The following is a 13297-nucleotide window of genomic DNA, read 5'->3' as shown; positions in this document are numbered from 1 at the left end:
CGATAATTATAATTTACAAAAATACTTCTTTAAAATTAAATGGCAACAATTATTAATTTTGAATCTTGAACCACCATTTCTTCCAAACAATTTTCAAGCCACGAATAACCATAATCTGAAAAGAATACGCTAAAATTATATACTCTCTCCTGCCATGTTTTTGCGGGATGAACATCTAAAAACAGATTTTCAAGTCGTTCCAGTAATTCATTCTGTTTTATTTTTTCAGCATGAAGCAGACGTTTTTTCATTCTTTTAAATGATTTTAATTGTCGCACTTCTTCTGCTTTCACCATATTACCGAAAGATTTCTCAGTGGTTTCTGCTGAAGTTTTCAATATAGAAAAACTATTGATCAGTAATTCTTCTTTTTCTTCGAGTAATTGTAAAATCGGATTATCTTTTAAAATCTTCTGATTGGTAAGTACTGAGAAGTTCTGAAAAAAATCTTCAATTTTAAGATCAAGCTTCTCAATTTTTCCCAAAGTCTTTTCTTTCAGAAAAAGCATAGAGTTTCTTGGAATCAGAATTGGGAAAGGAGTATTAATTTTTGAGAAATAATCTTTCAATTCCAGCCAGTACATGATTTCGGCATTACCTCCAATATAAGCCAGATTGGGAAGTACATTTTCCTGATATACCGGACGCATCAATGCATTCGGACTGAATTTTTCAGGATGATTTTCCAATTCGGCAAGAATTTCTTCTTCTGTAAACTGGATAGGTTTATCTACAATATTATACTGCTGACCGTTAAATTCTATTCTGTCTCTCGTTTCAGAAAGGTAGAAAAGGTTTATTTCACGAGGATTTACCTGAACCTTTCCGTATTTCTCTGTCAGAAACTTTACTTTATCTTCAGAAGTTTTCTGTAAGCTGAAATGAAGAAGCTCATCTTTAAAAATCGCTTTCATTTGATTTTTAAGTTCCTTAGAATCTCCATCCAGAATCAAAAGCCCGAATTCTGAAAAAAGACGGTTGACAAGAGTCTTAATGGCTTCCGTTAAAGTGTTTCCTGCTTTATAAGCTTCCTTCATCATTAAGATCAGCTCTGTACCGAAAATAGAATCTTTGAATTCTTTTTCAAATTCCGAAATAAAATAGGTATCACTGATTTCAATTCGACCTACCGGACCTCCGGATTTCTCGTTGGTTTCGTAATAATTGTTTTCGGTTTTAAAATGATTGATCTCAGCAAAGTCATGATCCTCTGAAGCCATCCAATAAACCGGAACAAAGTTAAAGTCCGGGAAATTTTCTTTCAGATAGCTGCATGTCTTGATGGTCTGAAGAATTTTATACACAAAGAAAACAGGCCCTGAGAATAGGTTCAACTGATGTCCTGTTGTTATCGTAAATGTATTGGGCAGTTTAAGATTCTCAAGATTTTCTTTCTGTTTTGAGGATAGAGAAAGGTTTTCTAACTGTCCTTCAAACACGTCAGCTAAAATGTTTCTTTTTTCAGAGGTAAAAGAATCTTTCTTCAGATGAATCTGCTGTCTGAAATGATCTAGGGAAAATGTATTATTTTCAAAACCCTCAATTTTTTGATTTAAAAAATCTTTTACCAGCTGAGGAATGCTTTCTATATCGTTAAATGATATTTTATTAATTGTTTTCAACCTGTACAGTTTTTAGTTGAACAAATACCACACGATTCCGATATTCAATCTGAAATCATACACCGGATAATGTGGAAATGCATATGCTTTGTTATTGGAAATAACAGTTCCTATCTGCTGCCCTTCTATGAAAAAGAACATTTTTTTAACCTTCATATTAATATAAACATCAGCGATAGGCTGTCCTCCAATTGAGAATGAATCTGCTCTTGGAAGAATATATTCATTAAGAACAGGAAAATAATCTCTTGATGCAAACTTAGAGAAATAGTATACTTTAACACCTGCCTGAATTTCTGCTGCTTTTTTGAAGGCCTGTGTCTGATAGAAGAAATTGGCTCTACCGATAAATCCTGGCATTGGAAGCAGTTCTTTATTCGTTAAGGTATTCTGGAAATGCACTCTGGTGTTCAGATGGAATTTGTTGAAGCTGAATGTAGCGTCTCCTCCGATCTGAGAGATATTGACAGAATTATCACTTTGCTTCGGACTTCCATTGCTGTCAAAGTAAGTATAGTTATCGATTCTGAAGTAATTGGCGAAAATTTCAGTTTTAAACCATTTCAGATTGATGCTTCCTCCCACTTCCATTACCGATTGGTTCTTTGCATTTTCAAGATAATAATTGAAATTATTATAAACAGAAGTATTCAATAAATAATTGAATGAAGGATAGGCACTTTGGAAATTAACCTTAGCATTAACGAAATAATCTTTTATAGGCTCGAACTTCAGGTTATTGGTTGTCTTCAGGTAACTTTTAAACTGGCTTCCGTTTGAAAATTCCAGGAATGAATTCAATTGAATTTTATCCCATAGTTTTACCTGCAAATTTCCTACAGCTCCGATTCTGTTTTCTTTCAGCTCGCCAGGAAAAGGCACGTTGTTGAGTGCAACAACATCTCTTATCCCGAATTTAATGATCTGATAACGTACCCCAGCATCCAATTTGAATTTTTCATTATTAAAAATCAAGCTTACGGTATTACTGAAATTCTCAGAATATTTTTTGGTGGTCAATGGAAAGCCATTCACTAAATCTGTAGGAGCGTCATACCAATAAGGCTCCAAAGCAGTTTGATTATAGTAATATTTATTTCCCTGATGAGAAAGAATATGTCTTATGCTAAAAGGAAATTTATCAGAATTGAATGGAGTAAACTGATGGCTCAGATAATATCTTCTGTAAGAAAACTGCGAGCTTGAAGAAGCCAGATTTACCTGTGCGTTTTGTCTGTTGCTATAATTGCTGTCCCCACTCTGAAACAGGTTATCTTCAGTAATCCCTCCACTTTCCTGATTATTTACATTCTGGTGAAGATAATGGGCAAAAAGCTCATAGTTCCCGTTTTTTGAAACATAATGTCCAGAAAATAAAGTATTGTTATTAGCTGACAAGGAGTTTCTGTAAAGTCCCTGCGAACGAAGCCCCATATATTCAAGCGCAAAATTGAATCTTTTCCCGATATTCTGAGTATAGGTAGATTTGAGGGCAGCACCGTTTCGCATGGCATTATGATATAAAAATGTAGCTGTAGGTGTTTTTACGTCATAATATTTCACATCATTGGCTCCAATGATCATGTAAGATTTATTGGATGGCAATAAAGAGAGATTTTGTTCATCATTAACTTCAAATACAAGAGGATTAAATCCTGAACCAATGTTGGCAGGCTGTACTTTTCCGAAGTTATCTTTATTATTTTGTTGTGAAAAGATATAGGTTTTATCAAAAGTCATTACTGTATCAAAAACTTTCTTTTCAGAAAACTGGGTCTGATGCTGGTAATCATTTATAGTAGGTTTGAAAATTTTCAGGGAATCTTTTTTCCCTGAATCTATTACAAGAGTATCTTCTTTTTTAGGTTGAGGCTTTGTTTCTGCTTTATTAACGACCTGAGCCTTGGCTACAAAACCTAAAGAGAAGAGTATGAAAAGGATGTACTTCATTATTCATTATTGTACAGCAAAAATAAGAAATAAAAGGACATGAAAACTGTTTGATTGGTATCCTGGGCTTAGTAACTATTTTGAGGCTATGATAACATACCTAATTAGTACCATATTGCTATCATGATAGCAGCTTGAATAAAACAGTCTTTTTAAATTCTCTTCTTGTCTACAAACATTTACCACACTCATCCTATAATAAGTAAGTATGACAGGCTTTTTTAAGATTTTGAGTGAATAAAAAAGCCACCTTTAAAAGGTGGCTTCTTTTTTATATATCAGATTTGATAATTAGTTATCGTAACCAGGGTTTGATTTTACCAAAGTTCCAGCAACGTTAGTTTCTGCTAAAGGAATTGGGAATGCCAATTTGTTATCTCCAATTGCAATGTTAGCTGTTACGTTACCATTAGTAGCATTTTTAGGAATAGGTCCTCCCCATCTTAGTAAATCCCACATTCTGAAACCTTCACCAACAAGCTCTTTTCTTCTTTCAGCTTTTAGCTTAGTCATATCAACTGTTCCAGCTGCTAGAATTTGAGCGTCAACAGTTATTGTATTCCCACCAGCATCTTTATAACTTGTTAATCTATTTCTCAAAATTAGTTCCCAATAATCCTGAGCTTTAGCAGTACTTCCTCCATTAAGCTCAGCTTCAATACCATTAAGGATAACCTCTTCGTATCTAGAAACTCTAATATTATCTTCTCCGTTAGTATTAGGATACTTTGCAGCAATAAATGTTCCTGAAGTATTACCACTTGCAGCAAATATATCTCTTCTGATATCTTGAGCTGGGATAGAAGATACAAGATTAGCTTTAACTGGCATATTTTGATATCCGTTAGTTGGGCTAATTTTAGAGTTAATACTTGTAGAACCTAAAGCAGCAATTGGTCCAACAGCTAATTCAAACACTGAGTTAGAAGATGCATTATTAAGTGTCCAGCTTGTTAAATATGAATCACGAGGAATTACACTATATTTCCCAGATGCTACAACATCGTTTACTAATGAACGTACCTTAGCATAATCTCCTTTGTATAGATAATATCTAGACATCAAAGCCTTAACTGAGAATTCATTTAATACAGTTTTATCACTATAAACCTGATTAGCATTTCCTGTAAGGTTAGTTAATGCACTATTAAAATCTGCTTCAATTTGAGCTTGTGTCTGCTGAACTGTTGAACGAGCCATATTAGCAGAAGGATTAAACTGAAGAGGAACAACAACTCCAGTAGTTCCACCAGAATACTGCTGCCCAAATAATCTTAAAGCATCAAACAAAGCCTGCGCTCTTACTGCATAAGCTTGTCCTTTAAGCTGCTTTATTTTCAGAGCAATCTGATTTGGATCAACTGTTTCACCCCAGCTTAAGTTATTTGAAGTTCCAAGAATGATGTTAGTCTTAGCAATTGTTGTATACATTGCAGTATATGGACCTGATGCGTAAGCATCACCAGAAAGCATTGTATAGTTTGAAACTGTACTATAATATCCTGAACGGTTATTAGAATACATTCCATCACTCCTTAATTCAGGAATTGTTACAAAATCACATCCATAATAAGAAGCACCTCTCATAGTACCATAAGCTCCGAATACAAAAGACTGAAGCTCTTCTATTGTTTTAATATCTTCCTGAGGCTTGCTTTGGAAAAATTCAGTATCCACAAAGTCTTCACCACACGAAGTAACTGCAGTAGAAGTAAGGGCAATAACTGAAAATGCTATTAAGTATTTTTTCATTTTTTTCAATTTTTAAAATTCAACATTAAATCCAACTAAATAAGATTTCAAAGGAGGCAAGTTCAGGTTAGTAGTTCCTGCAAGTGCAATATCCGGATCATATCTTAAATTTTTATCATAAGCATGTGTCCAAAGGTTGTTACCCATAACGTAAACTGTTACTTTATTAAGGTTTGAACCTTTTAAGAAGCTAGAATCAAAAGTATAAGCTATTTTTAAGTTAGCTAATCTCAAATAATCTGCTTTATATAAGAATCTTGTAGATGTTCTGTTTGAAAGTTTATTTCCACCATAAATAGGTTTAGGGTTCAATGCATTAGTATTGTTTGGTGTCCAATAATCTAGTTGATCCTCATATCCAGGATAGAATAAGTTGTACTGACCATCACTCATAGTATAGATTGCCCAGTCATCATATACTTTACCTCCAAAGCTATATGTTCCTTGTGCAGATACTGTGAAGTTTTGATAAGACATTTTAATACCAACACCACCAAAATATTTCGCTAAACGATTACCTTGAACTGCTCTTTGAGCGTTATTATAATTGTTAGTTGTCTCACCATCAACTCCATTTACATACCACAATGGATCTCCATTATTAGGATCAACCCCTGCCCATTTTCTCATGTACCAGCTGTTGATAGATTCTCCTTCTCTTAAGATTGTAGCTCCGGAAATGATATCTTTTCCTCCATAGATTTTAGTCAACTCATTATTAAGTGTTGATAAGTTAGCATCCATGCTAAGAGCAAAACCTTTTGGATTCTCAGGTTTTAAGATATCTGCATTGATACTGAATTCAAATCCTTTGTTAACCAATGTACCGATATTATCTGTATATCCTGAAATACCTTGAGCAAGGGATAATGGAACAGTAAAGATTAGATCTTCAGTTTGTTTGTTATAGTATTCTGCTGTTAATGATACACGATCTTTTAATAGACCTATATCAACTCCTACGTTGAAAGGCTTAACAGTTTCCCATTTAAGTCCTGGGTTATAAAAACCTCCGTAACTTGCACCAGCATTGTTATTATAATTGATACCGTAGCTGTATGTAGCATAAGGAGATGCTGAAATCTGATTTCCTAATTTACCATAAGAAGATCTAAGTTTCAACAATGTTAAATAATCATTATCAGGGATAAAGATTCTTGCTAAGTCAACACTCGCTCCAGCAGAATAGAAGTTACCTCCTTTCTGACCTGGGAAGAAGTTTGACATTGCATCTCTTCTGTAAGATAAGTCTAAGTTAACAATATTGTCATAGTTATAGTTTACCTGTCCTGCATAACCAGATCTTGAAGTAATCGCTTTTGTTCCACCAGCTGCAACAGGTTTAACAAAACTATCTAAAGTCTGAAGAGAAGAAAGAGCAACAACTTGTCCTTCAGCATTGATAGCTCTCATATCAGACTTATAAGCTTCCTGGATTGCTCTTGCAACGAATTTATTTTTATCTCCAATTCTGAAAGAATATTCTAAGATATTCTGAATGTTGAAGTTAAAAAATCTTCTTGCGTTAGATGTTAAATCACCTTTCGCTGAATATCCATCACCATGAAGAGGAGATAAGTAAACATCTTCTTCTACGTTGATATATTCAGGTGCAAAATTCATTCTATAAACAAGCCCGTCAAGAATTTTATAAGTTACTCCTAAATTTGCAAATACTCTACTTGTGTTTGCCTTTCTAGAGTTAATATCCTGTAATGCTGCTACGTTAAAGTTTCCGGAAGGTAATGAATTATTAATTCCATAATACCAGCTACCGTCTGGGTTTCTTACCGGATCAACAGGAAGGTTAAAGTACTGAGCAATCAATGGGTTAGCAAAATCTCCACCATCATTCAAAGTACGCATTTTACTGTTTGAAAACTGGAAATCTGTATTAATCGTTAATCTATCAGTTGCTTTATATTCAATTTTAGTGGAAGCATTCACTCTTTTGAAATCACTCCCTTTATAGACACTCTCCTGATTGAACATACCGATAGAAGAGTAATATTTGAATTTATCACTTCCTCCGCTAACTGAGAAGTTTGTTTCACTTTGGTTAGCACTATTTCTAGTTAATTCTTTTTGCCAATTAGTGTTTACATTACCATAAGCTGCATATCCTAGTGGATCCTGGTCTGGATCAAATAAGGCATCATAAGCTTCCTGATAAGATCCATAACCAAATACACCCGGTGTATTGGCCATTGTCTGAGCTGCTAAGCCATGCCATTGATCTTTTGTCAATGAATTTGGTAATTTAAAAGCTGTTTTATTTACCCCATAGTTACTTGAGAACTGGAATCTTGGTTTACCAGATTTACCAGATTTTGTTGTAATAATGATTACCCCGGCACCAGCATCTGCTCCATATAACGATGTTGAAACTGCATCTTTAAGTACAGTCATTGATTCAATATCATCAGAACTTAAATTCGCCAAGATATTTGACGTTGTGTTTAAGCTTGTAAGATCTCCTGAAGCAATTCTTACTCCATCAACAATAAAGATTGGGCTATTATTTCCATTAACAGAAGTATTACCTCTAACACGGATGTTTACAATTCCCCCTGGCTGTCCTGAAGCTGCTCCAGTCTGTACCCCGGTAACTCTACCCATTAAGGCTTTATCAGGAGATGAAACTGGCAGATCATTAAGCTTGTCACCTTTAACTGTACTTACAGAACCTGTAACTTCTTTAACAGATTTTTTCTGTCCGAACCCGACCATTACTACTTCATCAATCTCAGTAGCTCTAGCTGTATCCTTCTTTGCTTTTTGCGCATAAGCTACTTGTCCTAGGAAAAACAGAGCTCCGGCGCTTAATACACGTAGTTTAACATTCATATTAACAAATTTTAATATATTTAATGGGCAAATATGTTAATAAATATTAACATCCACAAATTAAACTAACGTTTAAACGACTATTTTTTTTACTGTTTCATTTAAAATTTACACAAAATAAATAAGATTCAATAATAATAGACAGTTTTTATTCAATAAAAAACAATTTTTTTACAGACCCCATTCGTTTTAACAAATTATTAATAATTCAAAAAAAATTATTTAGAATGATTACAAATTAAGCGAGTTTAAAAAATAAAAAAACCACTTTATAAAAAAGTGGTTTTCACATATTTAGGATATATTTATTTTAGTTTTTTCTTGACCGCTACTTCTTCGTATACTTCAAGGATATCTCCGATTTCGATGTCATTGTAACCTTTAAGATTCAGACCACATTCGTAACCTTTCGTTACTTCTTTAACATCATCTTTGAAACGTTTCAAACTTTCAAGTTCTCCATCGAATTTAACAATACCGTCTCTTAATAAACGTACTTTAGACTGTCTTGTTACTTTTCCTGTAAGAACCATACAACCTGCAATTGTTCCTACTTTAGAAATCTTGAATACCTCACGGATTTCAACATTACCAATCACCTGCTCTTGAATTTCCGGAGAAAGCATTCCCTCCATCGCTTCTTTTACCTCATCAATTGCTTTATAGATTACAGAATATGTTCTGATTTCAATTTCCTCACGATCTGCAAGTTCTTTAGCATTAGCACCTGCTCTCACATTAAATCCAATGATAATAGCATCGGATGCTGCTGCTAAGTTGATATCAGATTCAGTGATTTGCCCAACACCTGAGTGAAGAATTTTAACACTGATTTCTTCTGTTGATAATCTTTGTAACTGATCAGAAAGAGCTTCTACAGAACCATCCACGTCACCTTTAAGGATAATATTCAATTCTTTGAATTCTCCTAAAGCAATACGTCTTCCCAATTCTTCAAGCGTCGTATGCTTCTTCGTTCTGATTGATAATTCTCTTTGTAATTGTTCTCTCTTATTGGCAATAGCTTTACCTTCACTTTCGTCAGCATAAACACGGAATTTATCACCTGCAGTAGGTGCTCCATCTAAACCTAAGATTGTTGCAGGAATTGATGGCCCCGCTTCGTTAAGGTTTTTCCCTCTTTCATCAAGCAAAGCTTTTACTTTACCATGATTTTTACCTGCTACCACATAATCCCCAACTCTTAAAGTTCCGGTCTGTACCAACATTGTTGCTACATACCCTCTACCTTTATCTAAAGATGCTTCAATAACAACACCGTTTGCTGCACGTTCAGGATTTGCTTTTAATTCAAGCATTTCAGCCTGTAGTAAAACTTTCTCCAACAATACATCTACGTTGTTACCGAATTTAGCCGAGATTTCTTGTGCCTGAACATTTCCACCCCATTCTTCTACTAAAACCGGAGGGTTTAAGCCTGAAAGTTGTTGACGGATATTATCAGGGTTTGCATTAGGTTTATCCACTTTATTGATTGCAATAATCATTGGAACCTGTGCAGCCTGTGCGTGAGCAATAGCTTCTTTTGTTTGTGGCATCACATCATCATCGGCAGCAATTACGATAATTGCAATATCCGTAATCTGTGCACCTCTCGCTCTCATCGCGGTAAAGGCTTCGTGACCAGGTGTATCTAAGAAAGTAATTCTCTGACCATTCTCCAGTTTCACGTTATAAGCACCAATGTGCTGAGTAATTCCTCCAGATTCACCGGCAATTACGTTTGTTTTTCTAATGTAGTCCAACAATGAAGTCTTACCGTGGTCAACGTGTCCCATTACAGTAACTACAGGAGCTCTTTGTAATAGACTTTCTTCAGTATCTACTTCATCTTCTGAATCTGTATCTTCAAGATCAGCATCTGAGAATTCAATTTTATAACCGAATTCATCTGCTACTAATAATAAGGTATCAGCTTCAAGTCTTTGGTTCATAGTAACCATTACCCCTAATGAGAAACAAGCAGAAATTACTTCAGTTGGAGAAACATTCATTAAACTTGCCAATTCACCCACTGTGATGAATTCTGTTACTTTAAGAGTTCTGTCTTGTGCTTCAAGCTCCTGCTGACGCTCATCCTGCTCTCTACGGAAAGTCCTCTTGTCTTTTCTGTGTTTCGCAGATTTAGATTTCCCTCCTTTATTCGTAAGTTTTTCTAATGTTTCTTTGATCTGGTTTTTAACTTGCTCATCAGTTAGCTCAACTGGCATAACTCTTTGTCCAGGTCTGTTGTTCTGGCCTCCTTTTTTGAAGCCACCACCTTGACCCTGACGATTTCCACCACCCTGGTTATTTCCAAAACGGTTTCCACCCTGGCCACCTTGACCTTGAGGACGATTTCCTTGTCCTCCCTGACCACCTTGGCGGTTTCCACCTTGTCCTTGTCCACCGTTGTTGTTATGTGGACGGTTACCTTGGCCTTGTCCACCTTGGTTATTGTTGTTATTTCCTGAGTTTTGATTATTCCCCTGACCTTGTTGATTATTCTGGCCACCAGGCTTTTCAATTCTCTTTCTTTTCTTTTTTGCTCCAGCACCTGGCTTCGGCGCAAACTGAGTTAAGTCAATCTTTTCCCCAACGATCTTAGGACCATCAAGCTTCTGATATACCGTCTCAATTTTTTGTGGTTCCTGAGATTCAGGTTCAGCTTCTACTTTTGGAGTTTCTACTTTTTTCTCCTCTGCAACCACTGGTTTTGGAGTTTCTTTTACTGTTTCCACAGGTTTAACTTCTTCTTTTTTCTCCTCCATTTTTGGTTTGTCTTTTTTCACAGGTCTGTTTCTAGATTCTATTTGAGACAAATCAATTTTATCCAAAACTTTAAATTCCTGCTTCTCAGGCGCTGCTTTAACTTCCGGCTGTTGTTCTTCTTTCACGATTTCTTCTTTCTTTTCTTCAACCGGTGTCGCAACAGGAGCCACAGGAGCTGCAGGAGCTTCCTCAACTTCAGGCTTCTTAGGTTCTAAGTCTATTTTACCTAAAATTCTAGTTTCTGGTTTATTTGCTTTAGCTCTTATCACTTCAGGGGTTTTCTTTTCTTCAATTTCCAGCTTTTCTTCCGGAACTTTAGTGATCACCACCTCATGGGAAGCCTTTCTTTGTTCGCCGTCTTTAGCAAACTCAGCCTCCAATGCAGAATATGCCGCTTCTTCCAATTGAGCGTTAGGATTGCTTTCAACTTCGAAACCCCTTGATTGTAAAAATTCTACTAATCTGGACATCGAAATGTTGAATTCCTTAACCGCTTTATTTAATCTAATTTTTGGCATTTATATTATTTACTGTTTTTAATTTTTAAAATTAAAGTATTTCCTTTTTACTGTTTATTAAAATTTATTTAAAATCTTAATCTTCAAATTCTTCTCTCAGAATACGTTTAACCTCTTCGATTGTTTCTTCTTCAAGGTCTACCATATTTAAAAGACTCTCAGTTTCTTTATCCAATACTGATTTTGCAGTTGTAAGTCCTACTTTCTTAAACTCATCCAAAATCCACTGCTCGATATCATCGTTAAATTCTCTCAATTCAACATCGTCATCCTCGCTGGACTCTCTGTACACATCAATTTCATATCCTGACAACCAAGAAGCCAATCTGATATTCTGACCTTGTTTTCCAATTACTTTAGAAATCTCTTCAACAGGAGTATATACTAATGCATAGTTTTGATCCTCATTGATGTCAATTTTATTGACTGTAACATTTCCTAATGCTCTCTTCACCAAGATCTCAGGGTTTTTAGACCACTGAATAACATCGATGTTTTCATTTCTCAACTCTCTTACAACGCCATGAATTCTGGATCCTTTAACCCCAACACAAGCTCCTACCGGATCAATTCTGTCATCATAAGCATCTACTGCAATCTTCGCCTTTTCACCAGGAATTCTCACTACCTTTTTCAGGATAATTGTTCCGTCCTGGATTTCAGGAATTTCCAGCTCTAATAACTTCTCAAGGAACTTAGGCGCAGTTCTGGAAATAATAATCTGTGGTTTAGAACCTTTAAAATCTACTGTCTCAACAATAGCTCTGATATTCTCACCCTTTTTAAAGAAATCGGATGGGATCTGGTTTTCTTTTGGTAAAATAAATTCATTTCCTTCATCATCCAGCAAAATCACATGCTTGTGACGGATATGGTGGATTTCTCCAACAACGATTTCACCAATTTTATCTCTAAACTGTTCGTACAGCATTGCATTATTGTGTTCCTGAAGTTTTGTAGCAAGGATTTGCTTAAGGGTAAGAATATTTCTTCTTCCCAATTGTGCAACAGGAATTTCCATTGTAAAGTCCTCACCTACTTCGAAGGTAGGGTCAATCTTCTTTGCTTCAGAGATTTCAATCTCCAAATCATCATCTTCAGACATTTCGTCCTCTACAATTGTTTTATTCAAAAATATCTGAAAATCTCCTTTATCCGGGTTTACAATCACATCAAAATGATCATCTGAATCAAATCTCTTTCTTAAAAGAGTCTTCAGTGAATCTTCAATAATTGCCATAAGATCAATCTTACTGATCCCCTTTTCGTCTTTAAAATCACCAAAGGATTCAATCAACGCTATATTATCCATCTATTCTTTTTTCTTTTTAAAATTTAATTACTACTAATGCTTTTTTGATCTCAGGATAAGAAATTTCTTTCTCCTCCTCCACATCTACTTTTCCTTTCCCGATATCTTTCGGCTTTCGGTAACGTAAAACAAGTGTGATCTTCTCATCGTCTACTTTTGACAATTCCCCTTCAATTTTAGAAGAATCCTCCAGCATCACCTCAATCTCTCTTCCAATGTTTTTACTGAACTGTCTTGGTGTGGATAATGGCTCGCTCAGTCCTGCAGACATCACCTGAAGGCTAAAGTCATGCTCTTCACGATCCATATTAAATTCAATTGCGCGGCTTGCATCAAGGCAGTCCTGCAAAGAAACTCCGTTATCACCATCCAAAATCACTGTAATATCATCCCCTGCAGAAATTTTAAGATCAATAAGAAACAGATCTTTTCTGGTCTCAAGGAATTCATTTAATAATTCTTCAATTCTTTTTCTAAACTCCATATATTTTTATCTTGATTTACAGTACGAAAAAAGGCTTTCT

General features: G+C 35.3%; 7 protein-coding genes. All 7 read right to left on the bottom strand.

What is annotated here, in order from left to right:
* Nucleotides 1-35: 35 nt before the first annotated feature.
* The 7 genes from bshC to rimP all read right to left on the bottom strand — a co-directional run bounded on the left by bshC (nt 36) and on the right by rimP (nt 13257).
* A complete protein-coding gene (gene bshC, locus REB14_RS14510; protein ID WP_309522507.1) occupies nt 36-1622 on the bottom strand; it encodes a bacillithiol biosynthesis cysteine-adding enzyme BshC in 1587 nt (528 codons plus the stop codon).
* A 12-nt stretch (nt 1623-1634) separates the two neighbouring features.
* Nucleotides 1635-3572, bottom strand: a complete 1938-nt coding sequence (locus REB14_RS14505; RefSeq protein WP_079240174.1) for a putative porin — start codon at nt 3570-3572, stop codon at nt 1635-1637.
* A gap of 291 nt (nt 3573-3863) precedes the next feature.
* A complete protein-coding gene (locus REB14_RS14500) occupies nt 3864-5324 on the bottom strand; it encodes a RagB/SusD family nutrient uptake outer membrane protein (RefSeq protein WP_079240173.1) in 1461 nt (486 codons plus the stop codon).
* 12 nt (nt 5325-5336) lie between these two features.
* Nucleotides 5337-8171 (bottom strand): SusC/RagA family TonB-linked outer membrane protein, encoded by a 2835-nt coding sequence (locus REB14_RS14495; RefSeq protein WP_309522506.1) that lies wholly within the window; start codon nt 8169-8171, stop codon nt 5337-5339.
* Between the two features lie 305 nt (nt 8172-8476).
* On the bottom strand, nt 8477-11461 hold the full coding sequence (gene infB, locus REB14_RS14490) for a translation initiation factor IF-2 (protein ID WP_079240171.1): 2985 nt from the start codon (nt 11459-11461) through the stop codon (nt 8477-8479).
* Between the two features lie 76 nt (nt 11462-11537).
* Entirely contained in the window at nt 11538-12773 is a 1236-nt protein-coding gene (nusA, locus tag REB14_RS14485) for a transcription termination factor NusA (protein WP_034691439.1), read from the bottom strand.
* A 16-nt stretch (nt 12774-12789) separates the two neighbouring features.
* A complete protein-coding gene (gene rimP / locus REB14_RS14480) occupies nt 12790-13257 on the bottom strand; it encodes a ribosome assembly cofactor RimP (protein ID WP_034691441.1) in 468 nt (155 codons plus the stop codon).
* Nucleotides 13258-13297: the final 40 nt, after the last annotated feature.

It is taken from the genome of Chryseobacterium metallicongregator, from assembly GCF_031324065.1.
GTDB lineage: Bacteria > Bacteroidota > Bacteroidia > Flavobacteriales > Weeksellaceae > Chryseobacterium > Chryseobacterium metallicongregator.
The sequence above is the reverse complement of the archived record's forward strand: the minus strand, read 5'-3'. Positions and strand labels throughout refer to the sequence as shown.

Excerpts from the sequence above, each read along its gene's own strand:
- REB14_RS14505 (WP_079240174.1), bottom strand. The coding sequence starts at position 3,572 with ATGAAGTACATCCTTTTCATACTCTTCTCTTTAGGTTTTGTAGCCAAG.
- REB14_RS14495 (WP_309522506.1), bottom strand. The coding sequence starts at position 8,171 with ATGAATGTTAAACTACGTGTATTAAGCGCCGGAGCTCTGTTTTTCCTA.
- nusA (WP_034691439.1), bottom strand. The coding sequence starts at position 12,773 with ATGGATAATATAGCGTTGATTGAATCCTTTGGTGATTTTAAAGACGAA.
- infB (WP_079240171.1), bottom strand. The coding sequence starts at position 11,461 with ATGCCAAAAATTAGATTAAATAAAGCGGTTAAGGAATTCAACATTTCG.
- rimP (WP_034691441.1), bottom strand. The coding sequence starts at position 13,257 with ATGGAGTTTAGAAAAAGAATTGAAGAATTATTAAATGAATTCCTTGAG.
- REB14_RS14500 (WP_079240173.1), bottom strand. The coding sequence starts at position 5,324 with ATGAAAAAATACTTAATAGCATTTTCAGTTATTGCCCTTACTTCTACT.